The sequence below is a fragment of the Pseudomonas sp. RIT-PI-q genome, from assembly GCF_001297125.1.
Taxonomy (GTDB): Bacteria; Pseudomonadota; Gammaproteobacteria; order Pseudomonadales; family Pseudomonadaceae; genus Aquipseudomonas.
Map to the genome: position 1 here is coordinate 64315 of NZ_LHPC01000049.1, position 23724 is coordinate 88038.

The 23724-nt window shown below is 61.6% G+C and carries 22 protein-coding genes; 7 read left to right on the plus strand and 15 right to left on the minus strand.

The annotated features are described in order from the left end of the window. Positions 1-263 precede the first annotated feature (263 nt). Entirely contained in the window at positions 264-1091 is an 828-nt protein-coding gene (phnX, locus tag AEQ67_RS25450; RefSeq protein WP_059406541.1) for a phosphonoacetaldehyde hydrolase, read from the minus strand. A gap of 136 nt (positions 1092-1227) precedes the next feature. After that, the gene (locus AEQ67_RS25455) at positions 1228-2337 is read right to left on the minus strand and encodes a 2-aminoethylphosphonate--pyruvate transaminase (RefSeq protein ID WP_059406542.1); all 1110 of its coding nucleotides are present in this window, start codon (positions 2335-2337) and stop codon (positions 1228-1230) included. 109 nt (positions 2338-2446) lie between these two features. On the opposite strand from AEQ67_RS25455, the gene AEQ67_RS25460 reads away from it, so the two are divergent. Beyond that, positions 2447-3310, plus strand: a complete 864-nt coding sequence (locus AEQ67_RS25460; RefSeq protein ID WP_059406543.1) for a LysR substrate-binding domain-containing protein — start codon at positions 2447-2449, stop codon at positions 3308-3310. Between the two features lie 110 nt (positions 3311-3420). Here the strand turns inward: AEQ67_RS25460 and AEQ67_RS25465 are convergent, their stop codons facing one another. Next, the gene (locus tag AEQ67_RS25465; protein ID WP_059406544.1) at positions 3421-4293 is read right to left on the minus strand and encodes a LysR family transcriptional regulator; all 873 of its coding nucleotides are present in this window, start codon (positions 4291-4293) and stop codon (positions 3421-3423) included. Between the two features lie 267 nt (positions 4294-4560). Between AEQ67_RS25465 and AEQ67_RS25470 the strand changes: the two genes are divergently transcribed. Then, on the plus strand, positions 4561-5886 hold the full coding sequence (locus AEQ67_RS25470; protein ID WP_059406545.1) for an MFS transporter: 1326 nt from the start codon (positions 4561-4563) through the stop codon (positions 5884-5886). A gap of 70 nt (positions 5887-5956) precedes the next feature. Further along, positions 5957-7348, plus strand: coding sequence for an FAD-dependent oxidoreductase (locus AEQ67_RS25475; protein ID WP_059406546.1), 1392 nt, complete (start codon positions 5957-5959; stop codon positions 7346-7348). Here AEQ67_RS25475 and AEQ67_RS25480 read toward each other — a convergent pair. Further along, a complete protein-coding gene (locus AEQ67_RS25480) occupies positions 7345-8769 on the minus strand; it encodes a type VI secretion system Vgr family protein (protein WP_059406547.1) in 1425 nt (474 codons plus the stop codon). The two genes, AEQ67_RS25475 and AEQ67_RS25480, sit on opposite strands and share 4 nt — an antisense overlap. Positions 8770-8987: 218 nt before the next feature. Here AEQ67_RS25480 and AEQ67_RS25485 point away from each other — a divergent pair, with 218 nt between their 5' ends. Further along, positions 8988-9695: a YebC/PmpR family DNA-binding transcriptional regulator gene (locus tag AEQ67_RS25485; protein ID WP_059406548.1), complete on the plus strand. Its 708-nt coding sequence runs from the start codon at positions 8988-8990 to the stop codon at positions 9693-9695. 86 nt (positions 9696-9781) lie between these two features. Here the strand turns inward: AEQ67_RS25485 and AEQ67_RS25490 are convergent, their stop codons facing one another. From AEQ67_RS25490 to AEQ67_RS25530, 9 genes are all read right to left on the minus strand, one after another. Beyond that, positions 9782-11095 (minus strand): leucine-rich repeat-containing protein kinase family protein, encoded by a 1314-nt coding sequence (locus AEQ67_RS25490; protein ID WP_059406549.1) that lies wholly within the window; start codon positions 11093-11095, stop codon positions 9782-9784. A 148-nt stretch (positions 11096-11243) separates the two neighbouring features. After that, on the minus strand, positions 11244-12365 hold the full coding sequence (gene zapE / locus AEQ67_RS25495) for a cell division protein ZapE (RefSeq protein ID WP_059406550.1): 1122 nt from the start codon (positions 12363-12365) through the stop codon (positions 11244-11246). Between the two features lie 275 nt (positions 12366-12640). Then, positions 12641-13687: an ABC transporter substrate-binding protein gene (locus tag AEQ67_RS25500; RefSeq protein WP_059406551.1), complete on the minus strand. Its 1047-nt coding sequence runs from the start codon at positions 13685-13687 to the stop codon at positions 12641-12643. Between the two features lie 18 nt (positions 13688-13705). After that, the gene (locus tag AEQ67_RS25505; protein WP_059406552.1) at positions 13706-14821 is read right to left on the minus strand and encodes an NAD(P)/FAD-dependent oxidoreductase; all 1116 of its coding nucleotides are present in this window, start codon (positions 14819-14821) and stop codon (positions 13706-13708) included. Beyond that, on the minus strand, positions 14818-16173 hold the full coding sequence (locus tag AEQ67_RS25510) for an FAD/NAD(P)-dependent oxidoreductase (protein ID WP_059406553.1): 1356 nt from the start codon (positions 16171-16173) through the stop codon (positions 14818-14820). The genes AEQ67_RS25505 and AEQ67_RS25510 overlap by 4 nt, the downstream gene beginning before the upstream one ends. Before the next feature lie 187 nt (positions 16174-16360). Further along, a complete protein-coding gene (locus AEQ67_RS25515) occupies positions 16361-16651 on the minus strand; it encodes a (2Fe-2S)-binding protein (protein ID WP_059406554.1) in 291 nt (96 codons plus the stop codon). Between the two features lie 7 nt (positions 16652-16658). Further along, positions 16659-17453: an ABC transporter permease gene (locus AEQ67_RS25520; RefSeq protein ID WP_059406555.1), complete on the minus strand. Its 795-nt coding sequence runs from the start codon at positions 17451-17453 to the stop codon at positions 16659-16661. A gap of 6 nt (positions 17454-17459) precedes the next feature. After that, positions 17460-18329, minus strand: coding sequence for an ABC transporter permease (locus AEQ67_RS25525; RefSeq protein ID WP_059406556.1), 870 nt, complete (start codon positions 18327-18329; stop codon positions 17460-17462). Beyond that, positions 18326-19345 (minus strand): ABC transporter ATP-binding protein, encoded by a 1020-nt coding sequence (locus tag AEQ67_RS25530; RefSeq protein WP_059406557.1) that lies wholly within the window; start codon positions 19343-19345, stop codon positions 18326-18328. The genes AEQ67_RS25525 and AEQ67_RS25530 overlap by 4 nt, the downstream gene beginning before the upstream one ends. Positions 19346-19588: 243 nt before the next feature. On the opposite strand from AEQ67_RS25530, the gene AEQ67_RS25535 reads away from it, so the two are divergent. Then, positions 19589-20425 (plus strand): IclR family transcriptional regulator, encoded by an 837-nt coding sequence (locus tag AEQ67_RS25535; protein WP_059406558.1) that lies wholly within the window; start codon positions 19589-19591, stop codon positions 20423-20425. Between the two features lie 132 nt (positions 20426-20557). On the opposite strand, the gene AEQ67_RS25540 is transcribed toward AEQ67_RS25535, so the two are convergent. Both AEQ67_RS25540 and AEQ67_RS25545 read right to left on the minus strand, forming a co-directional pair. Beyond that, entirely contained in the window at positions 20558-21310 is a 753-nt protein-coding gene (locus tag AEQ67_RS25540; RefSeq protein ID WP_059406559.1) for an anti-sigma factor family protein, read from the minus strand. Then, complete coding sequence (locus tag AEQ67_RS25545; protein WP_059406560.1) at positions 21307-21813, minus strand: RNA polymerase sigma factor; 507 nt, start codon at positions 21811-21813, stop codon at positions 21307-21309. The genes AEQ67_RS25540 and AEQ67_RS25545 overlap by 4 nt, the downstream gene beginning before the upstream one ends. A 158-nt stretch (positions 21814-21971) precedes the next feature. On the opposite strand from AEQ67_RS25545, the gene AEQ67_RS25550 reads away from it, so the two are divergent. Further along, positions 21972-23057 carry a catalase family peroxidase gene (locus tag AEQ67_RS25550; RefSeq protein ID WP_059406561.1) on the plus strand — a complete coding sequence of 362 codons (1086 nt, stop codon included), beginning with the start codon at positions 21972-21974 and terminating at the stop codon, positions 23055-23057. After that, a complete protein-coding gene (locus tag AEQ67_RS25555) occupies positions 23054-23599 on the plus strand; it encodes a cytochrome b (RefSeq protein ID WP_059406562.1) in 546 nt (181 codons plus the stop codon). Before AEQ67_RS25550 ends, AEQ67_RS25555 begins: the two co-directional genes overlap by 4 nt. Positions 23600-23724: the final 125 nt, after the last annotated feature.

A 23724-nucleotide genomic window follows, 5' to 3' on the forward strand; every position in this document is an offset into this window, starting at 1 on the left:
CGGCGTTCCTCACAGGTCAGGTCGAGCCACCGTTCTTGTTCGACGGTGTGCTTTAACTGTAATCCGTTTCGGAGGGTTTGCCTGAGGCGATCGATCGTCGAATGCGCTGGTTCAGGTAATAGACAGAAAAAACGCACAACCCTTGTAGGAGCTGTCGAGTGAAACGAGGCTGCGATCTTTTGATTTTGCTTTTTACAAACAAGATCAGAAGATCGCAGCCTCGTTTCACTCGACAGCTCCTACGGGGGCCGTGCGGTTTTGGATCAGTTGGTTTGCGGCATCTCGCCGTTGGCCAGACGCTTGTTGATGTCGGCGATGACTTCCGGCAGATCGCTAATGGTGTCGATCATGTAGTGCGGCCGCGAGCCGGCGAACAGGGCGTGGATGCGCTTGCGTTCGCTGGCCAGGGTGTCGCTGCTGAGCGCGCGATAACCTTCGTAGTCCAGGCCCAGCGCGTTGCCCGAGCAGATCAACGCCACGGTCCACATGCCGGCGCGACGTCCTTCGAGAATGCCTGGCACCGTGTCGTCGATCTTCACGCAGGCCGCAACATCGTCGATGCCCAGGGCGATTACGTTGGCCAGGGCTTGAGCCGGCCATGGGCGGCCGTTGGGTACTTCGTCGGTGGCGACCACGTGATCGGCGACGTAACCGTTGGTGGCGGCCAGTTCTACAACCTTGTCCATGACCTGTTTCGGGTAACCGGAGCAAGAACCGATCTTGATCCCTTGCTGGCGCAGGTTGGCGATGGTGTCCAGTGCACCCGGAATCAGCGCCGAGTGCTCGGCGATTTTCTCGATCTGCAAGGGCATGAAGCGCTCGTAAATCGCGGTGACGTCGTCATCGGTCGGCGTGCGGCCGAAGGCCTTGCGATAACGCTCGGCGACTTGCGGCTGATCGCACAGGGTGCGGATGTGATCCCACTTGCCCATGCCCATCGGCCCACGGGCTTCTTCGATGGACACCTGGACGTCGAACTCGGCGAAGGCTTCGACAAAAATCTGCGTTGGGGCGAAGGAGCCAAAGTCGACCACGGTGCCGGCCCAGTCGAGGATGGCGGCTTGGAGTTTGGTTGGGTTTGCGTAGTTCATGTCTCAAATCCTGTCGGTGGGAAATGGTGATTTTCTGTAGGAGCTGTCGAGTGAAACGAGGCTGCGATCTTTGAAACGGCAACGTCAAAAGATCGCAGCCTCGTTTCACTCGACAGCTCCTACAGGGCATCGTGAATCAGATGTCGAGGACTTCCATTTCGCGTAGCACGTCGGCAACCGCTGCCACCGCCGCGTGCATCTCGGCCTGGTTGACGTGCCCAATGCAGCCGACGCGGAAGGTTTCGACCTGGGTCAATTTGCCGGGATAAAGGATGAAACCCTTGGCCTTGACGCGTTCGTAGAACTCCTTGAACTGGTAGCGCGGGTCTTTCGGCGCGTGGAAGGTGACGATGATCGGCGCCTGGATTTCGGCTGGCAGAAAGCTGCGCAAGCCCAGTTTGGCCATGTCATCGAGCAGCACTTTGCAGTTGTCGGCGTAGCGCTGATGCCGGGCCGGCAAGCCACCTTCTTCGTTGTATTGCAGCAGCGCTTCGTGCAACGCGGCGACCACATGGGTCGGCGGGGTAAAGCGCCACTGACCGGTCTTGGCCATGTAGGTGTGCTGGTCAAACAAATCCATCGCCAGCGAGTGCGAGTTGCCAGCGGCATTCGCCAGCGCTTCTTTACGAGCGAAGACAAAACCCATGCCCGGTACGCCTTCCAGGCATTTGCCCGAGGCGGCGATCAGTGCGTCGAACGGCACCTGTTGCGCGTCAATCGGCAGGGCGCCAAAGGAGCTCATGGCGTCGATGATCAGGCGTTTGCCATGTTGTGCAATGACTTGGGCGATTTCCGGCAGCGGGTTGAGAATGCCGGTGCTGGTTTCGCAGTGAATCAGCGCAACGTGGGTGATGCTGGCATCGCCGCGCAGCAGGCGGTCGACGTCGGCGGCGGTGGTCGGTTCGTCTTCAGCGGTTTCGAAGGTGCTGAACGGACGGCCGAGCACTTCGCAGATTTTCGCCAGGCGTTTGCCATAAGCGCCGTTGATCAGCACCAGGACTTTACCGTCGCGAGGCACCAGCGTGCCGATTGCAGCTTCGACGGCGAAGGTGCCGCTGCCTTGCAGGGGCACGCAGTGGTGAGTGTCGGCGCCGTTGATGATCGCCAGCAGTTGCTCGCAAAGGCTGGCGGTCAATTGGTTGAAGCGGTCATCCCATGAACCCCAGTCGACCATCATCGCCTGACGGGTGCGGGCCGATGTGGTCAGTGGGCCGGGGGTGAGCAGGATGGGTTCGGCAGTACTCATTCTCGTGTCCTCGCAATCGATGGGATGAAGCTACGGGGCTTAAATTGCAATTTGCCGAGCTATCAATCAAATTGTTTGTTGTTATGCCAGCCATCAGTGAGGGTTATTCATGAACCTGTTCCAGCTCCGCGCCTTTGATGCGGTGGCCCGCGAGGGCAGCTTTACCCGGGCCGCCGCGCGTCTGTTCATCAGCCAACCGGCGGTCACCGGGCACATCAAAGCCTTGGAGGAGCACTATCAGATCACCTTGTTGCGCCGCACCGCGCGACGGGTGGAGCTGACGGAAGAGGGCACCAAACTCGCGGCGATCACCCGCGCAATGTTTGGCCTGGCCGAAGAAGCGCAGGTGATGCTGGAGGCGAATCGGCAGTTGCTGACTGGACGTCTGGAAGTGGCGGCGGACGGCCCGCACATGGTGATGCCGATGCTGGCGAGCCTGCGGGCGCGGTATCCGGGGATCACCGTGAATTTGCGCTTGGGTAACGCGCAGGAAACGCTGGCGGCGCTGTTGTCGGAACATGCCGACGTCGCGGTGCTGACCGAGGTCGAGCCGCGCAAGGGGCTGCATTTGCAAGCGTTGAGCGAATCAAGAATCTGCGCATTGGTGCCCGACAGCCATCCGTGGGCGCAGAAGTCCAAGGGTGTGCAGCTCAAGGAACTGGATCAGGTGATCATGGTGTTGCGTGAGCCGAGTTCGATCACTCGACGCACGTTTGATGAGGCTTGCGCCCAGGCCAAGGTTAATCCACGGGTGTTGCTGGAACTGGACAGCCGCGAGGCGGTGACCGAGGCCGTCGCTGCGCAATTGGGTGTGGGGGTGGTGTCTTCGGTGGAAGTCAGCCATGACCCGCGAGTGGCGGCGGTGCCGATTATTGGTGAGGGGTTGGTGAATCGGCACATGATCGGGTGTATGGAACGGCGGCGGGATTTGCGTTTGATACAGGCGTTTTTTGGCTTGGCGCCAGTCCGGTAAACCGTGGCGCGGCCATCGCGGGCAAGCCACGCTCCCACAGGTTTTGCGTCGTACACAAGATTTGCAGATCTCTGTGGGAGCGGGCTTGCCCGCGATGAGGCCGGACCGGCTTAAACCAGGCTTTCGCGAACCATCTCCAGAAACGTCGCCACCACCCGCCGGGAACTCTGCTCGCGCAAGCACACCAGCGTCTCTGTCAGCCGCCGTTTGCAATCGGTAATCGGCAACGCACACACCCTGGAATCCGCACCAAACTCGGCGGCCGACACCACGCCTACGCCAATCCCCACGACCACCGCCTCACGCGCCGCTTCCCGGCCTTCGACCTGAATCGCCGGGCGGATGCGAAACCCGGCCTGGGCCATCTCCTCTTCCAGCGTTTGTCGAGTCACTGAACCGATTTCCCGCAGCACCAACGGCGTGTCGTCGAGGTCCGCCAGGCAGATGGACTCGCGATCAGCCCAGGGATGATTGCGCGACACGAACGCCACCATCGGGTCATTGCGCAATGGCAGCGAAATCAGTCGTTCGTCGCTGACCTCGCGGCCCAGCAACGCCAGATCGGCTTGATAGTTGAACAACCGAAACAACGATTCATCGGTGTTGCCGGTTTCGATCTTCACGCTGATGCCGGGGTAGCGTTCGCAGAACCGTGCGATCTGCGGCAACACATGCACCGGCGCATCGACGGCAAGGATCAGGCTGCCGGTCTGCAATGCCTGCGAGTCTTGAAGTAACTCCTGCGCCTCGGCTTCGATGACGAACAGTCGCTGCGTGATGCTGAGCAAGCGCTCACCCAGATCAGTCAGGCGCACCGAGCGTTTGTTGCGGTGAAACAGCAACACACCAAAACGCTCTTCGAGTTTGCGCACCTGGTCGGAAATCGCCGGTTGCGTCAGAAATAACCGCTCGGCGGCTTTGGTAAAGCTTCCGTGGACGGCCACGGCGTGGAAGGCTTTGAGCTGGGCGTGGGAAACCGACATCGAAACCTCCAGTAACAAGCTGAGCTTATATTGGAAATACGATAAATCGATTTCACTTATTAATCAGTAATTGTTTTTATCGACCTCAGCCCCGGTGACTGGTCAGTCGAACAGCAGCGGTGGCCATGAGCCTGGCGTGCAACAGCAGGTCTCATCTGACCGATATCGCCTCAGGGAAGCAGCGGTATCGAAGTGCTCAACAATAAAAAAACAGGCGTTATTTCTCAAATTCTGCCGGCACACTCACACCCTGAGGTCAGAACCACAATGAACAAGCACATCGGCACTATCAAGCGTTGGCGCGTGCAGATCTTCGCGATCACCTGGCTCGCCTACGCCGCTTTCTACTTCACCCGCAAAGCTTTTTCCGTGGCAAAACTGGGGATCGCCGAAGACCCCACCTTCATGCTCGACAAAATGGCCATGGCCAACCTCGATGCCATCTACCTGACCGCGTACGCCATCGGCCAATTCACCTGGGGCATCCTCGCCGACCGCTTCGGCCCTCGGGTCGTGGTGCTTGGCGGGTTGCTGATTTCCGCCGTCGCCGCGCTGGTAATGGGCAGCTTCGCCACACTGCCGATCTTCGCCACGTGCATGTTGATTCAAGGGTTGGCGCAGTCCACGGGATGGTCGGGGCTGTGCAAGAACATCGGCAGCTTCTTTCCCGCCGAGCAGCGTGGGCGGGTGCTCGGGTTATGGAGTTCCTGCTACGCCTTTGGCGGTCTGGTCGCGTCGCCGTTTGCAGGCTGGTGGGCGTATACGCTGATCGGCACCTGGCACGCGGCATTCATTTCCAGTGCGGCGGTGGTTGGGCTGGTCGCCGTGCTGTTTTTTATTTTTCAACGCAACAAACCGGAAGACGTCGGCTTGCCGGCGGTGGAACCGGAGCCGGAGCTGACGGCGGAAGAGACCTACGCGCAAAGCAAGATCAGCGTTCTGGAACCGTTAAAGGAAATCCTGCGCAACCGCACGGTGCTGGTGCTGGGCCTGGCGTACTTTCTGCTGAAACCGGCGCGCTACGCGATTCTGCTCTGGGGGCCGGTGATCGTCTTCGAGCAAATGCCGACCGTGGGCAAGGTCGGCGCGGCGATCATTCCCACCGCGTTTGAATTGGCCGGGCTGCTCGGGCCGATCCTGCTCGGCCTGGCTTCGGACAAACTGTTCGGCGCCCGACGCATGCCAGCGTGCGTACTCAGCCTGTTGGCGCTGACCCTGACGCTGGCCTTGTTCATGGGCGCTTTGCACACCGGTAGCGTGTTGCTGGTGGTGGCGCTGTTATTCGTCATGGGCCTGACGTTGTACGGACCGGACTCGATGATCAGTGGCGCCGCCGCGATCGATTTCGGCACCGCCAAGGCGGGCGCAACAGCGGCCGGTTTCGTCAACGGTTGCGGCTCGGTCGGGGCGATTCTCGGCGGGTTGCTGCCGGGCTATTTCGACTCGGTCACCGTCTTTATCGTCTTCGCCGGCTGCGCCATGTTCTCAGCCCTGGTGTTGATCCCGCACTGGAACAGTCGCCCGGCTGGCCTGCGCCCTGACAGCGCCTTCGTGCCTAACCAAGCGATGACCGTAAAACCCCTGCGTAGCTGAACCCCTTTCCCTCGCGGCTTGCTGCGCCTGCGGCAGGCCGGCGTGTGGATACCTGACTGGAGATTTCCCCATGAGACCCTTTTGGCTGGACCAGGCCTTGAAGGCGGATACATCCGAAACCTGCCCGGCACTGGACGGCGACACCCGCGCCGATGTCTGCATCGTCGGCGGTGGCTACACCGGGTTGTGGACCGCGATCATGCTCAAGGAGCAAAACCCCGAACTGGATGTGCTGCTGATCGAGGCCGATATTTGCGGTGCCGGTGCCAGCGGGCGCAACGGTGGTTGCGCGCTGTCGTGGTCGGCCAAGTATTTCACTCTGGAACGGCTGTTCGGCGTCGAAGAAGCGGTGCGTCTGGTCAAGGAGTCGGAGCGCAGCATCCACGCCATCGGCGCCTTCTGCGAGCAGTACGCGGTGGATGCCGATTACCGCCTCGATGGCACGCTTTATACCGCCACCAACCGCGCCCAATGCGGCTCGACCGACGCGGTGATTGCGGCGCTGGAGCGCAACGGCATCAACTCTTTCACTCAACGGCCGGTGGCCGATGTGCAACGCATGGCCGGTTCCAGCAAGCACCTGGAAGGCTGGTTTTCCCCGGCCGCTGCGAGTGTGCAGCCTGGCAAATTGGTGCGCGGTTTACGCCGGGTCGCCTTGCAACTCGGAGTGAGGATTCATGAAAAGACCGCCATGACCGGACTGGAGGAAGGTAAGCCTGCGGGGATCAGAACCCCGAACGGCAACATCCGCGCGGACCGGGTGGTGTTGGCGATGAATGCCTGGATGGCCCGCGCATTTCCGCAGTTCGAACGCAGTGTGGCGATCGTTTCCAGCGACATGCTGATCACCGAACCACGACCCGACCTGCTCAACGAAATCGGCTTGACCAGCGGCGTCACGGTGCTCGATTCGCGGATTTTCGTGCACTACTACCACAACACCCCGGACGGTCGAATCATGCTCGGCAAGGGCGGCAATACCTTCGCCTATGGTGGGCGCATGCTGCCGGTGTTCGATCAGCCATCGCCCTATGCCGGTCTGTTGCAGCACAGCCTCGCGGATTTCTTTCCGGCGTTTGCCGAGGTCAAGGTCGAAGCGACCTGGAACGGTCCTTCGGATCGCTCGGTGACGGGGTTGCCGTTTTTCGGCCAGATGAGTGCCAGCGGCAACGTGTTCTACGGTTGCGGTTATTCCGGCAGCGGGGTCGGGCCGTGTCATATGGGCGGGCAGATTCTCGCCTCGATGGTCCAGGGCCTGGACAACGCCTGGACCCGTTCGCCGCTGGTGAATGGGCCCTTGGGCTTCTTTCCTCCGGAGCCGATTCGTTACCTCGGCTCACTGATGGTGCGCAACGCGATCCGTCGCAAGGAACGCGCCGAGGATCACGGGCGCCGGCCTCGGCATCTGGACGTACGCCTGGCGAAATTCGCAGCGGCGGCCGGCAAGGCTGACAAGGGCTAAAGATCAGGGCGATTGACCAGCCAGTCGAGCAGCAAGCGGGTATCGCTGCGGGAGTCTGGCGTTGGCGCGGGCCGAGGCATGTGAGTGCGGCCCAACCCGGCGCAGAGCACCGGACGATCCGGGTCGCTGTCGAGGAAACTGATGAGCACGTCGCTGCCAGCCCTCGGCAGTGTGCACGGGTTTATTCGGCCGTCCGGCGTGGCGAGGGCAACCGGTAGCCAGAGGCCGATGGATTGATCCGGATCGGGTTCCACGGTGGGCCATAGTCTGACCTGTATTCGACCGCGATCATCCAGCGTCGCCGGCTCCCCGTTATGGCCAAGCACCCGAGCGGGCTGATATCCCGGGATGCACGGCCTGATGTGTTCGAGCGCCGGCCTGAATACCGTTGACCAGGGAATGGCGGTGAATTGGTTGCGGTACGTCAGGGCGATATCGGCCTTGTCTCCAGCGAGAATCGAAGGCTGTTGCCCCTGATGTCGGGTCTCGGTGAGCAGCCATTGATCATTGAAACTCGACAGCGGGTGCTCGGCCACTTGCACGATCCGCGCGCTGTGCACAGCGCTCAGGTTACTTTGGCAATGAATCTGCACATGCTGGCAACGCAGACGCTCCAGTTGTCGGCGGCTGCGTTGATCACGATGGCTCTGTTCCGGGGCGGGGCGCGGTAGCGTCGGAGCCGATCTGGCAAAGGCGTGATTGGCCGCGCCGTCGTCGACGTTCAGCGCGCCACGGTTTTGTGCATCCGGTTGTGTAGGCATGGGCGGCGAGTCGTGCCGCTGGAACAATTCAGTGATCGTCGGCAGGGCACTTTCGCCGCTGGCGTCGTCCTCGAAGGTCATCAGCAGCGGCTCCTGCGGGAAGCTCAGGCTGTCATCGGCCAGGACCAGCACATGCCCATCGCGGTGATGTTCGAAGTGATAGTGAATGCCTTCCTCTTCGCACAAGCGTTGCAGCAAGGTCAGGTCAGTCTCTTCGTACTGAATGCAAAAAGGCCGCAGCGGGTAGTGCCCGTTCGCCAGCTCAAAACGATAGCTGCCCTCGGGCAAGTCATGTTCCTCGAATAACTGACGCAAGATCATCGGCACGCTCACGCGATGAAACACCCGGCGTGAACGGTGCCGGTCCAGCGCCTGAAGGTAGGGCACCAGCCACAGTTTGTAGCCGATGCGGTACGGGCCGCGATGTTCATAGCTGACGCTATGGAGCACCCCGTGAATACCGTTGCCATCCCCCAGGCTGAGAAAAGCCGCCTGTTGCAGCAGCCGGTCGAGGTTCATGGCCGGTGCCAGGCCGATCACTTCGATGTCGAATCGATACGGCCGGTTGAGGCCTTCACGGCCACTGAACTGCAACACCTGCAAACTCAAATCACCGTCGAGGAGTGTCAGGGTGAAGGGACTTTCCTTGTCGTTGTGCATCGATTGCGCTTCTGCCATGGGTACGGGCGCAGAGGGTACGAAACCATAGCGGTTTAAGGACATGGCAAATCGACTTTTCAGAATCGCCCTACAACCACCGGTGAAGATGTCGATCCGTCGTTGCGATTTTTTTGGTCGATTGCCAACTTTAGGCCGTATAAACTTGCGCCATGCGTCGGCCAATAGATGTCTCGGCGCCATAGATAAGAGAGTGAGTAATGGGCGCACAGTGGAAGGTTAAACACAAAGAAGCGGCATCTAACGCCAAGGGCAAGATCTTCGGCAAACTGGTGAAAGAAATAACCATTGCTGCGCGTAACGGTGCCGATGTTGCCACTAACGCACACCTGCGACTGGTGGTTGAACAGGCTAAAAAAGCTTCGATGCCCCGCGAAACCCTTGAACGCGCGATCAAGAAAGGCTCGGGCCAGCTCGGCGAAACCGTGCAATACCATCGCGTGACCTACGAAGGTTTCGCGCCGCATCAGGTGCCGCTGATCGTTGAATGCGTGACCGACAACATCAACCGCACCGTCGCTGAAATCCGCGTGGCGTTCCGCAAGGGCCAACTGGGCGCTTCCGGTTCGGTGGCGTGGGACTTCAACCATGTCGGCATGATCGAGGCGTCCCCGGACAGCCCTGACGCCGATCCGGAAATGGCCGCGATCGAAGCCGGTGCCCAGGATTTCGAACCGGGTGAAGAAGAGGGCACGACCCTGTTCCTGACCGAGCCTGCGGACCTCGATGCGGTGCAGAAAGCGCTGCCAGAGCAAGGTTTCACGGTGTTGTCGGCGAAGTTGGGTTACCAGCCGAAGAACCCGGTCACCGGTCTGAGCGATGAGCAGATGGCTGAAGTCGAAGCGTTCCTTGAAGGCCTCGATAACCATGATGACGTGCAGGACATGTTTGTCGGGTTGGCGGGTTAAAGATCAAAGATCGCAGCCTTCGGCAGCTCCTACAGGTGTACGCAAAACCCTGTAGGAGCTACCGCAGGCTGCGATTTTTTCAGGGATCACCAGCCATTCAACTCCCGCACAATCTCGCTGAATCCCGGCCGCGCCAGTACATCCGCCTGACAGCAGCGCAGCTGTAAATCCTCCAACTGCCCACGTCCCTCATCGCTCAGCCCCGAGTCGATCCGCTCCAGCAATTCCCCCAGCAAAACCCCGAACGCGCGCACTTCGATGCGTTGCAATGCGCGGCTTTCAAGGTTGTCCGTGGTGGCATGGAAAGACGCCGCGCCAAAGTCCCCCAGCAGACAATCACCTTGCTCGTTCCACAAAATATTGTGGCCGTAGAGGTCGCCGTGGGTGATGCCGTGTCGGTGCAAATGCTCGGCTACTGACGCGATGCCGCTGGCGATTCGCAAGGCTACGCCGGCACTGAACCGGGTGTCGTTGGCGTAGACGTCGCGGGTGCAGGACGCCAGGCTCGGCAGTGCGGCCAGGTTGCGATAACTCGGGTCGAGCAGTTGCATGACCAGCCCGACCTGATCGTGCGGATGCCCGACGATCCGCCCCTCGACCCGGATCAGGTTGGGGTGGATGCCGGCGGTGATGCAGGCGTTCATTTCATGCAGGGGCGAGCCATCGCTGGTCATTTCGCCTTTGTAAAGTTTGATCGCGACCGGCATGGCGGGGAGCCCCGGCCGTTGCCACGTTGCCCGATGAATCACCCCCGAAGCACCTTCGCCCAGTTGCTGCTCCAGGTGCAGTTCCGACCAGGGGATGCTCGGGGTCGCTTCAAGGGCGGCGGCGTCGGCTTCGGTTTCCAGCGGATTACCGGCGTAGGCCAGCCAGGTCAAGCTCGGCAGGGTCAGCAGCCATTCGGGCAGCTCGGTCAACCGGTTGGCGGCGATGCGGATCAGTTCGAGTCGATGACAGTGACGCAAGCTATCGGGCAAACGCTGCAGGTGATTACCGGCCAGCATGAGTTTTTGCAGATGCGGGCGTTCACCCAGCTCGGTCGGCAGCGCTTCGATGCAGTTGTCGGTCAGGATCAACCAGCGCAACAACGGCGGCAGGGCGGCGGCGGGGACTGTTTCGATGCGGTTGGCCTTGAAGCCGACCATGGTCAGCGCCGCGCACTGGCCCAGGCAGGCGGGCAGTTCGGTGAACTGATTGTCCGAACAGAACAACACACGCAGGCGGGTCAGGCGGTGCAAGTCGTCCGGCAGGCAGCTCAGGGCGTTGCCCGTGAGGTTGAGCACCTCCAGCGAGTCGGCCAGGTCGAAAATTTCACGGGGAAACTCGGTCAGGCCACAGGCCAGGTCCAGACGGGTGATGCCCGACAATTGACCGGCGCGCAGTTGTGCAAGGGTATCCATGAACAGATTCACTATTGATCGGGAAGAAGGCGTGGGTGGCATGATAACGACTTGGCATGAATCAAAGATCAAAAGATCGCAGCCTTCGGCACCTCCTACAGGAGTACGCGTGCAATGCAGGAGCTGCCGAAGGCTGCGATCTTTTGATCTATGCCTCGCGCACTTCCACCAGTTGCCCCAACCGACTCCGCGTACGCGCCAGGTCAATGGCATCGCCCCCCAGGCTTTCACGCAATGACCGCTGCCCGAGCAGGATCAAATGTTTGTCCTGGTCATACAACACGTCGACCAGATTGATAAAGCGCTGCTGGGCGGCGATGGAACAATCGGCAAGGTTGGGCAGTTCATCTATGACCCAGTGATCGAAACGCCGGCACAGCTCCAGGTAGTCCATGACGGCAGTGGGTTGATCGCACAAATCGCTAAAAGTGAACCCGATAGTGCGCTCGGCGCAGTATCGGGCTTGCAGATGCCGGGCCCCGACAGGCAGCGCGATGGCTGGCGTGTTGTGTTCGGGCAAATTCAGTGTCTGGCGCTGCGCCGCCGTGGCAGGCCAGATGTACTGACCCAGGGTGAACAACTGCTGCGCGTGGGTTCTGACCTGGCTGCGGTAATCGTGAGGGCCGCCGACTTCCAGGATCTGCATGCGCGCGTTGATCAAGTCGATCACCGGTTTGAAGCGCGCATGGTACAGCGGGTTGGGCAGCAGGCCTTCCGGTGGGTAATTGGAGGTGACCAGCAGCAGGATGCCGCGGCGAAACAACGCCTTGAACAGCCGCGTGATGAGCATCGCATCGCCGATGTCGTGGACGTGAAACTCGTCGAAGCACAGCACCCGGCAATCGCGCAGCAACTGATCGAGGGTGGCTGCAAGTGCATCGGGCTGATCGCGATGGCTGAACATGCCCTGGTGCAGTTGGGCAAAGAACTGATGGAAGTGCAGACGCTGTTTTTCCGCGATCGGCAGGGCCTGGAAAAAGCCGTCCAGTAGCCAGCTCTTGCCACGTCCGACGGCGCCATGCAGGTAAAGGCCCGGCAGTGTTTTCGCCGAAGTGCCGAGCAGCGCCGTGGCGTGCTGCGCCATGCAATCGATCACGCGCTGCTGGCTATGGCTGAGGGTGTAACCCTGGGCGTGGGCCTTGTGGTGGAAGTAGTCGTGGATGACTCGACCGCAGGCACTGGCTGGCGCAGCCGATGCCTTGCCGAACAAGCGGCGTAGCGTCGGCCAGCGTGGTGTGAGTCGCGAACGGCTTGGCGGTCGAACGGCCACTGTGATGTCACCCCCGTGATCTTCAGCCCGGCTTACCGGGCTGCGGCGGGGTAGTGTAACCAAACGGGGAATTTTCATTCCCGTGGCGTTATCGAAACCCTTGTAGCGGGGGAGCCTTGCTCGAAAACCAATCAACGCACGAAACCTGTGGGAGCGGGCTTGCCCGCGAAGGCGACGCATCAGTCGACATTGATGTTGTCTGACGCACCGCTATCGCGGGCAAGCCCGCTCCCACAGGGGTTGCTTTGTTGCCTCAATCGTCTTGTCTCAGTTCGTTAGCGCTCGATGCTGCGATTCCACCGCGCATTCCACGCCGGACGCTGTTCGTTGACCTGATCCCAATCGATCGCAATGGCGGTGGTCAGGTATTGCTTCATCGCCTCGACCTGACCGCGGGTCTTGTCGGTGGTCGGGGTGTTCGGGTTGGACGGGATCTGGTCGCCATCTTCAAGCGCGGCGGCTTGTGCTTCAGGTGTCAGCAGGAACGCGGCGAGTTTCTGCGCCAGTTCCGGCTGGGTGTTGTTGGCGATGGCGCATTCAGCGACGTTGAGCACCACGGCGCCTTCCTTCGGTTGCGCGTATTCCACCGGCATGCCCTTGAGTTTCAGGGCGGTGACCTGGGTCGGCGTCAGCGGGAACAACGCCGCTTCGTCGGTCTGGAGCATTTCGGAAATCTTCGCCGAGCTCGGAATGTACTCCAGCACGTTACGCCCGACCGTATTTGGCCACGCCTTGAAGCCTGGCTCGACGTCGGTTTCGCTGCCGCCCTGAATCCGGTTGAACATCAGGAACCCGTGCAGGCCGAAGGTCGAAGAGGCCATCGACTGGAACACCAGTTTGTCCTTGAAGCGCGGGTCAGCCATGTCCATCCATGAGGTCGGCGCGCTCCAGCCTTTTTCCTTGAACAACCGCGTGTTGTACGCCAGCCCAGTCACCCCGAGGCTGACCGCCACGGCTTGTTCCTTGATCCGCCCTTTGGCCGGAATCTGCGCCAGCGGTGCGCTGTCTTCGAGTTTGTCGCACAGGCCCATGGCGATGGCGCGGTACATGATGCCGTCGTCGAGGAACATTACGTGCATCTGCGGGTTGCCTTTGCTGGCCTGGACCTTGGCCAGAATATCGGCCGAGGTGCCAGGCACGATCACCACTTTGACGTTGTTGGCCTTCTCGAACACCGGCAGCACTTTGTCGGCGTACAGCCGTTCCATGGTGCCGCCGTTCATGCCCAGGTAAAGCGTCGGTTCGGCCTGGGCCTGGCTGACGGTGAACAGGGCGCTCAGGCAGGAGAAACCCAGCAATGCAGTGCGTTTGACGTTATTCATTGGCGCGACCTTCCTCTATCAAGCAACGGAGATGGAGTGAAACCGGGTGATGGAAAACGCATCCAGCGGCGTGGTTGACGTGCCGCTGCAGATTATTTCGGTGAGCGCCTGGCCCACCGCCGGGCCGATCTGGAAACCGGCGCCGGCAAAGCCGAACGCATGCAACAGACCGGGTTGCGTGCTGCTGTGGCCGATCACCGGTTGGCGATCGGGCAGGTAACCTTCGGTGCCGCTCCAGGTGCGAATGGCCTGGGCGCCCTCACGAAACGGGTAGAGTTCGACGGCCTGGCGCAGGATCTCGATCACCGCGTGCTGGCCGGGACGGGCGCGAGCGTCGTCGAGGGCAAACCCCTGGCCGCCGCCCCACACGCAATTGCCGCGCGCGACCTGTCGGGCATAAATGCCGCCGCCCTCGACGCCGGCGCTGGCGTTCATCACCAGTGGCAACGGTTCGGTGACCAGCATCGCCGGGTGCCCGGCGGGCATCGGCCCCGCTTCGCCGAATTGCGCGGCGAGGTTTCCGGCCCAGGCGCCGGCGCAGTTCAGCAGCCAGGGCGCCCGCAGTTCGAGACCGTTTTGTGTGCTGACACGAAAGCGCTGACCGTCGTGTTCCACCACATTCACCGCGCACTGTTCATGCAGTTGCGCGCCATGCCGACGTGCGGCCTGGGCAAACGCCGGGGACACCAGGCGCGGGTTGGCGTGACCGTCGTCCGGGCAGAACGAGGCGCCGACCGCCACCTCACCGACCCACGGAAAACGCTCGCGCAACTCGTTGCGGTCGAGCACTTGCAGATCGAGGCCGAAGCCCTGACTGCTGGCGGCATAGTCCTGCAAGGCGTGCAGATCGTTGAGGCTGCGGGCCAATTTCAAGTGGCCGCTGCGTTGATATTCGCCGTTGATGCCGATCAGTTGCGGCAGTCGACTCCAGATTTCATGCGCCCGTTGTGACAAGGGCAGTTGCGATAGCGGCCGGCCCTGACGACGCACGCCGCCGTAGTTCACGCCGCTGGAATGCGAGCCGCAAAAGTCCCGCTCCAGCAGCGCAACACGGCGACCGGCCTTGCTCAGGAACAGCGCGGCGGAGGCGCCGACAATGCCGCCGCCAATGATCACTGCATCGACCTCGATCATGCCTCGACCTCCAGACCAAACGGCAGGGGTTTGATCGGCGCCTGAGCCCGCAAGCGGCCAATGTCGGACACATCACGTTGGCTTTCGCAGGCAATGATTTCCGCTGCTGCTGCGCCGCACATCCGGCCCTGACAGCGACCCATGCCGACGCGGCAGTGGGCTTTGACCCGGTTGATTTCCCAATGGCCTTCGCGCACGACCTGGCGAATGTCTCCGGCCGCGACTTCCTCGCAACGGCAGATCATCACGTCATCCGCGACGTGAGTGGCCCAGTCTTCGGGAAAGGCGAAGGCCCGTTCCAGGCCCTGACGAAACTCGCCGATGCGCATCAGGGAATGTTCCAGGTGCGCGGGGCGCTCTGACGGGATCAGGTAGCCGATGTCTTCGAGCAACGCCAGGGCGGCCCGTTCACCGGCCATTTCGGCGGCGTCGGCACCCATGATGCCGGCGCCATCACCGGCCAGATAAACCTCGGCGACACTGCTGCGACCGGCGCTGTCACGTTGCGGCAGCCAGGCGCGGGTGAGCGGGTTCCAGGCGAATGCGCAGCCGGGCAAGTCGGCGGGCTGGGTTTCACTGCGCAAGCCATGGGCGAAGGCGACGGCGTCGCAGTCGATGTGTTGCGGGCCTTTTGCGTTGCGCCAGCTCAGTGATTGCACGCGTTGTTGGCCGTTGATTTGGGTCAGGCTGGCGCCTTGATGCACCGGGATGCCATGGGCGGTCAGCCAGGCGCGGTAATAAATGCCTTTAGCCAGTGTGGCCGGTTGTGACAGCAGGCCGGGGAGGGCGCGGGCCTGAGCGCTGAACGGTGAACTGTCGAGCACCGCAACCACCTTCGCGCCGGCCTTGGCGTATTGATACGCCACCAAATACAGCAACGGTCCGCTGCCGGCGAACACCACGCGTTCGCCGATGGCGCATCCCTGGAACTTCAGGGCGATCTGCGCCGCGCCGAGGCTGTAGACCCCCGGCAGCGTCCAGCCGGGTACTGGCAGAATCCGGTCGGTGGCGCCCGTCGCGACAATCAGCCGGGAGAACGCCAAGCGTGCGGCACGGCCTTCATGCAAGGTGTCGAGAGCACCGTCTTCGGCATTCCACACCAGGGTCTCGGGGCGGTAATCGAGGTGCTCGCGCAGCTCGTCGATGGTTTGATGCAGCGCGCTGGCCTTGCTGGCTTCGAAGCCATACAGCTTGCCCGGTGAACGCTTGAAATTGGCCGGCTGACGCCGATAAATCTGCCCGCCACCACGCGCTGCTTCATCCAGCAAAACAGGACGCACGCCGTGAGCAACCAGGGTTTGCGCAGCACGGATCCCGGCGGGACCGGCGCCGACGATGACCACAGAATTCATACCCACCTCGGCTGTGTATGCTTGCGGGCCCCATCGCGGGCAAGCCCGCTCCCCCCTTCGATTTGTGCCCGACACACCCCCCCTGTAGAAGCTGGTTTGCCAGCGAAGACGGCGGCCCATTCAACATCGAAGGTGGCTGACAGATTGCTATCGCGAGCAAGCTTGCTCCTACATTGGTTAGCGGTGTTCATAGCGAACGCCCCGGTTCACGGCTGATCTGCTGCCCGGCCTCAAGTAATGTCGAACAGGCCCGCACCCGGCGACCATCGCCCAGGCGTACCCAGCAGTCCTGACAGGCGCCCATCAGGCAAAACCCGGCGCGGGGTTCGGCGCTGAAGTCGCTGCCGCGCAGGTGTTCGCTGCAGGTCAGCACCGCCGTCAGCACGGTGTCGCCGAGCAGGCCGCTGGCCGGTTGGCCGTCGAGGGTAAAGTCCAGGGCCGGGCGGTCGCCTTCGGCCAGTCGTTTCAGCAGAGCCATGGCGCCCTCATTGTTTACCCACCAGAACCCGATCCAGGCCATAGACCCGATCAAGCAAAATCATCGTCAACGCCGTCAGACCAATCACCAGTGCCGACACCGCCGCCATCATCGGATCGATGGATTCGGTGGCGTACACGTACATCCGCACCGGCAAGGTTTGCGTGGCCGGCGAGGTGACGAAGATCGACAGCGTGACCTCGTCGAAACTGTTGATAAACGCCAGCAACCACCCTCCGGCGACCCCCGGCAGAATCATCGGCAAGGTGATCTGCCGGAACAGTGTGAAACGCCCGGCACCCAACGATTGCGCCGCATGTTCAGCACTGCGATCCAGACCGATCGCCGACGCCAGCACCAACCGCAACACATACGGCGTGATCACCAGCACGTGGGCAAAGATCAGCCAGCCGAAGCTGCCGTTCACCCCCATCAATGCAAACAAGCGCAGCAACGCCACCCCCAGCACCAGGTGCGGAATGATGATCGGTGACAGAAACAGCCCGTTAAAAAAATCCCGGCCGGGGAATTCGAAACGCGTGATCGCCAACGCTGCCGGCACCGCGATCAGCGTCGCCAACGTGGCGGCGCAGAACGCCAGGATCAGGCTGTTGTAGAACGCATCGACAAAGTCGGCACGCTCGAATACTGCGCGGAACCAGCGCAGGGAAAAGTCGGTGGTCGGCAAACTCAGGGTGTTTTCCGGGGTGAAGGCCACCAGGCACACCACCACCAGCGGCGCGAGCATGAACAGCACCACCAGGGCATGGAACAGCAGGGCGAAAGGACCGTTCTTGGACATGACGAGTTATCCCAATGACTTCTTGTAGCGGCCTTCGATCATCCGGTTCCACGACAGCATGATCAGCAGGTTGAGCAACAGCAGGGCCACGGCAATCGCGGCGCCCATCGGCCAGTTGAGCTCCGACAGGTACTGGTCGTAGATCAGCGTCGCGACCATCTTCAGGCGGCGTCCGCCGAGCAAGCCGGGAATCGCGAACGAGCTGGCGGCGAGGCCGAACACGATCAACGTGCCGGAGAGCACACCGGGCATGATCTGCGGCAGCACCACTTGGCGCATCACCGTGAAATGGCTGGCGCCCAGCGACAACGCAGCCTGCTCGGCGGCCGGATCGAGTTTCTGCAACGAGGTCCAGACCGGAATGATCATGAACGGCAGCATCACGTGCACCAGCGCAATCACCACCGCGAACGGCGTGTAGAGCAGCTTCATTGGCGAGCCGCCGAAGGCTTGCAAGGTCTGGTTGACCAGGCCGTCGGCACCGAGCAACAGGCTCCAGCCGAAGGCGCGTACCACCACCGAAATCAACAGCGGCGTGAGGATCAGAATCAGGAAAATCGAGCGCCACGGCGCACCCATGCGGCTGAGGATGTAGGCCTCGGGCACACCGTTCACCACGCAGAGCAGGGTGGTCAGGGCGCTGATCCACATCGTGCGCAGAAAGATTTCGTAGAAGTACGGATCACCCAGCAGGCTGCTGTAATGATCGAGGGTGTAGGCGTCGCCGTTGATTCCCGAGCTGTAGTCGAAGACGTTGAACGACAGCAGCAGCGTCAGGCCCAACGGGATCACCAGCAAACCGAGGTACAAAGCCAGGGCCGGTGCCGATAGCCAATAACCCTGGCGGCCCTGACGAATGGAAACGAGCGTACTCATGCCGACACCTCGTCGACACTCAGCACCCGCAACAGCGCAGCGTCCCAGTCCAGGCCAACTGCCGTGCCCTCGCACATCGGTGCCGATCCGTCGTTGCGGCGCACCACGCTGAGTTCGCCCAGGGTCGTCGAGACGCCATACAACCATTGGCTGCCGAGAAAGAAGCGGCTGACGATGTTGCCTTGCAGACGGCCCTGACCTTTTTCCCGCAGGTCGATTTTTTCCGGGCGCAGGCTGAGGGTCAGTTCACCGCCACTGCGGACCTGGACCACACCTGCCTCATCACGCTCGCCGGGCAACAGGTTGGCCTTGCCGACGAACCCGGAAATGAACTCGGTGCGCGGGTGTTCGTAAAGGGTGTAAGGCGCGTCGATCTGGGTGATGCGCCCGGCCTGCATCACCACCACGCGGTCACTGATGGACAGCGCTTCGGACTGGTCGTGGGTGACCATCAACGTGGTGATCCCGACTTCGCGCTGGATGCGGCGGATTTCGAATTGCATCTCTTCGCGCAGGTTGGCGTCGAGGTTCGACAATGGTTCATCGAGCAGCAGCACCGGTGGCTCGATCACCAGCGCGCGGGCCAGGGCAACCCGGTGGCGCTGGCCGCCGGACAATTCCCGTGGATAACGCTCGGCATGCTGGTCGAGCCGCACCAGTTTCAGCACCCGGTCGACCCGTTGCTGCAACTCGCCGTTGGGCACTTTGCGCATGCGCAGGCCGAAGGCGACGTTGTCTTTGACGGTCATGTGCGGAAACAGCGCGTAACTCTGGAACACCACCCCCAAACCGCGACTGGCGGGGTTGGCGGGGGTGATGTCGCGACCGGCCAGCACGATGCGTCCGCTGCTGACTTCAACGAAGCCGGCGATCATTTGCAGGGGGGTGGTTTTACCGCAGCCGGAGGGGCCGAGCAGCGAGACGAACTCGCCTTTCTCGACCGAGAGGTTGGTGGCGACGACGGCGTCGATCTCGCCATAACGTTTGCCGAGTCCTTCAAGTTGCACAAAAGCCATAACTGCGCTCCACCTGAGATTGTTATGCGCGGCCTGAGGTCGCGCTTTTTTGTATGGGCAGATACGAAAAGAGGTTGCTGGGTGCGTTGGCGCTCGACGTGGGTCGGCTGCCGCTGTTGTTCGAATCGCCCCTGATGGACGCAGAGTAGGACGAAGACTAGGATGGGCTCAATGGCCTATTTCACTGAAGCGATGACTATTTTCAGTTTCATTCGGTGAGTAAATTAATTATCGAGATAACCCATGTCAGATTCCATTGAGCGGAATGAAAACAAAAATGAAGTCGGTGTCGGCGCGGTCTCAAGGCTGTTTGCCGTGCTGCGCAGCCTGGGGGACACCGTCGAGGGCGGGGAGCGCGTGACGCAACTGGCTCAACGCATCGGGTTGTCGCAACCGACCACCCACCGCCTGCTGCGCAGCCTGATGGACGAGGGTATGGTCGAGCAGGATGCACGCAGCAAACGCTATCGCCTGAGCCTGGAGTTTTTTGCCCTGGCCGCTCGCGCCGGCAACAGCGGCAACCTGCGCGAACTGGTGCGGCCGGCGTTGCTGCGGCTGTCGGCGTCGTTGGGCGATTCGTTGTTTTTGCTGGCACGCAGTGGCTTCGATGCGATCTGCCTGGACCGCAGTGAAGGACCGTTTCCGATTCGCACGTTTACCGGGGATATCGGTGGCCGAGTGGCGCTGGGCGTGGGGCAGGGCAGCCTGGCGATTCTGGCGTTTCTGCCGGAGGAGGAGCGCGACACGGTGATTCACTACAACCTGCCGCGGTTGAAGGATTTCCACCTGTACGACGAGGTGTTCCTGCGCTCGGAAGTCGAGAACGTGCGCAAACTCGGCTATGCAGGGCGCAACACTGGCGTGTTGCAAGGCATGGCCGGGGTGGCTGTGCCAATTCTGGACCGTGAAGGGCGGGCCGTGGCGGCGTTGAGCGTGGCGACCGTGAGTGATCGACTCGGCCCGGATCGCTTGCCGACAGTGGTGGAAATGCTCAAGCGCGAAGCGGCGCTGATCGGGCCGCGGATCAATCCGTTTGATCCGTTGTTGCGCAGGCCTTCGCAAGTGTTTGGCCAGGGTTGAACACGACTTGGAAACCTGCACAAATCTCTGTGGGAGCGGGCTTGCCCGCGATGACGGCGGCAAATCCAACATTGATGGTGGCTGACAGTTTGCTATCGCGGGCAAGCCCTCTCCCACAGGATTGCGCTGTGATCAAAACCGCAAGGTTTGCTTGAGCATTTGCGCCGCTGGTGTATCGCTCGGGCTGACCATCGCGTAGTTGTAGCCGCCCCCCGACCAATACTCGGCCTGCAACTCGCCATCGCTGCGACTGCCCCTCGGCAACAGGTAGTTTTTCGGCCCCGGCGGTCGCACGTAGAAGCTGACCTTGTGCCCGCTGTGGTCCTCGTAAACCACCATCGCCGCTGGCCCTTGCTCGGTGCTGAGCAGGCGCCCGCTGACCGGTTTGAAACCTGCGCCCGAGAGGTCCGGCAAGCGATTGGCCTGGGTGAAATAACGGTCGAGCCAGCCCTGCATATCGCCGTCGTCGCTGACCTTGTAGTCGGCCGGCAACATCCCTTGCTGGGCAAACAGACGGTACGCCTGCATCGCATCGGCCATCGGCAGCGCGGCGCTGAGAAGGGTCATTTCCCGCGCTTGCCAGCCACTCAACCCGCCGACACTGACCGCAATCAGCAACACGGCGGCGCTGGCCAGGTGGCGGCGCGATTGCCGTTTCAGGCGGTGGCGAATCAGCGCCGGGTCGAGGTCCGGATTGGCCGGTTGCTGCAACGCACCACCGAGTGCCGCGCGCAGTTGCTGGGCGTCCTGTTGCCAGGCACGTACCTGCGCGGCAACTTCCGCGTTGCTTGCCAGAAAAGTGTCCACCAGACGTCGGTCGGCATCGCTGAGCTGATGGTCGACGTAGGCGTGCAGGTCATGCTCGCTTGGGGGCATGCTGATCATTTGAGTCTCCGCAGGGAAGGGCGGGTGATTTCGCCGTCGCTGAGTTGGCGCAAGGCCTGACGGGCGCGGGACAGGCGGGACATCACGGTGCCGGTGGGGACGTCGAGAATCTCGGCGACCTCCTTGTAGCTCAAGCCTTCCACCGACACCCAGAGCAGCAGCGCGCGCTGTTCGGTCGGGAGTTGATCGAAGGCTTTGAGGGTCGATTGGGCAATCACGGTGCGTTCCACCGACGGCTGCGCATCGTCACGTCCGGTAAAGAATTCGAGCATCCGCGCATACCGCCGCGAGCGCCGGTGGGCATCGAGAAACTGTCGATAAAGGATCGAAAACAGCCAGGCGCGCAAATCGCCCTCGGGGCGTTTGTCGGCCCAACTCGACAGCGCCCGTTCCAGACTCGCCTGCACCAGATCGTCGGCGCTGCTGGGATTGCGCGTCAGCGATACGGCAAACCGGCGCAATCTGGGAATGATTTCTCTCAGTTGTTCGTCGATATCGTTCATGAACTTTTTTCTAGTCACTACGCTGTGGACTAGGAAGACGCCCGGTGTCCGAGGTTATTCCACGCCTGAAAAAATAAATACCGCACGAGGGAATAAACCCTCGTGGGGTTCGTCTGCTTGATTCTTCTCACTTGTGGCCGATGGCCCTGGAGTCATTCATGGTAGATCGTTCATCACCGCCCACCCGGCCACCGCTGAGTACCGCAAACTTGATAGTGCGTTTGGCCGGCATTGCCGTGGTTGTCGCCGTTGTGGCCGGGGCTTTTGCCTACGTCAATGGCACCTTTGACCCACAGCGCCTGACGCCGAAAAAGCTGATCAATGTGTTGGAGACCAACAACGGTGTGCACCCGGGGTTTCGACGTAATCACTCCAAAGGGGTGTGCGTGATCGGGCATTTCGAGAGCAGCGGCGAGGCGCGCAGCTATTCCACTGCACAGGTATTCAATGACCCGCGGACCCCGGTGGTAGGACGTTTCGCTCTGCCGGCCGGTAATCCTTATGCGCCGGACAACAGCGTGCCGATCCGCAGCCTGGCGCTGCGTTTCACCCAAGCCAACGGCCAACAATGGCGCACCGGAATGAACAGCATGCCGGTGTTCCCGGTGGGCACGCCCGAAGCGTTCTATCAATTGCAGCAAGCCCAATCGCCAGACCCGGCCACCGGTAAACCGAATCCGGCGGCCGTGCCCGCGTTCTTTGGTTCGCATCCGGAAGCCGCGCCGTTTCTGGACTGGATCAAAACCGCCAAACCGTCGGCCAGTTACGTGACGGAAACCTACAACAGCGTCAATGCGTTTTACCTGGTGAACGCGTCCGGGCAACGGCAGGCGGTGCGCTGGAGCATGGTGCCGGTAGCGCAGGATGCGGCGGGCGCAACGGCGCCGGAGGGCGGCGAGTTCCTGGAGAAAGACCTGGTGCAACGTATGTCCGCAGGGCCGTTGCGTTGGCAGTTGAACATCACCCTGGCCAACCCCGGCGATCCGGTCAACGATGCGAGCAAGGCCTGGCCCGACGGCCGCAAGGTGCTGAATGCCGGGACCCTGGTACTCGAAAGCACCCAACCACAACTCAACGGCGAGTGCCGTGACATCAACTACGACCCGCTGGTATTGCCGGCCGGGATCGAAGGTTCCGACGACCCGCTGCTCGCCGCGCGTTCAGCCGGTTACGCCAGTTCCTATTTGCGTCGCACCAGCGAAGTCAGCCAGTTGCCCGCCGCTAAACAGGAGGCTAAACAATGAGCACTCAACCGACTCATTTCGCACCACTGGCGCGGCTGCTGCACTGGCTGATGGCGTTGATGATCATCGCCATGCTGTTTATTGGCGCGGGCATGGCCGCCTCGGTGTCTGAACGCCATGAGTGGCTGATCCATTTGCACAAACCCTTGGGTGTCGCGATCCTGCTGCTGGTGATCGTCCGCCTGGGGGTGCGCTTCTCCACGCAACAACCTCCGTTGCCGGCGGATTTACCGGGCTGGCAGGCGCTGGCGGCCAAGGCGTCGCATGTCTTGCTGTATGCGCTGATGCTGATTTTGCCGCTGCTGGGCTGGGCGATGATATCGGCGGCAGGCGATCCGGTGATGCTTAGCAGCTCGCTGCAATTGCCATCGATCGTGCCAGCGAATGCGCAGGTGTTTGCGTTCCTGCGCAAGGCGCATGGGTACTTGGCGTACCTGCTGTTCCTGACGGTGCTGCTGCATTTGGCGGCGGCGTTGTTTCACGGTTGGATACGTCGCGACGAGGTGCTGGACAGCATGCTGCGGGGGAAGGATCGCCACTGATCCCCCGCGAAAACCTGTAGCAGCTGTCGAGCTTGCGAGGCTGCGTTCGGCTGCGAAGCAGTCGCAAAACCAAACGCCGCGGTTATTCAGATTGACCGAGGTGAATGGCTTGACGACTGCTTCGC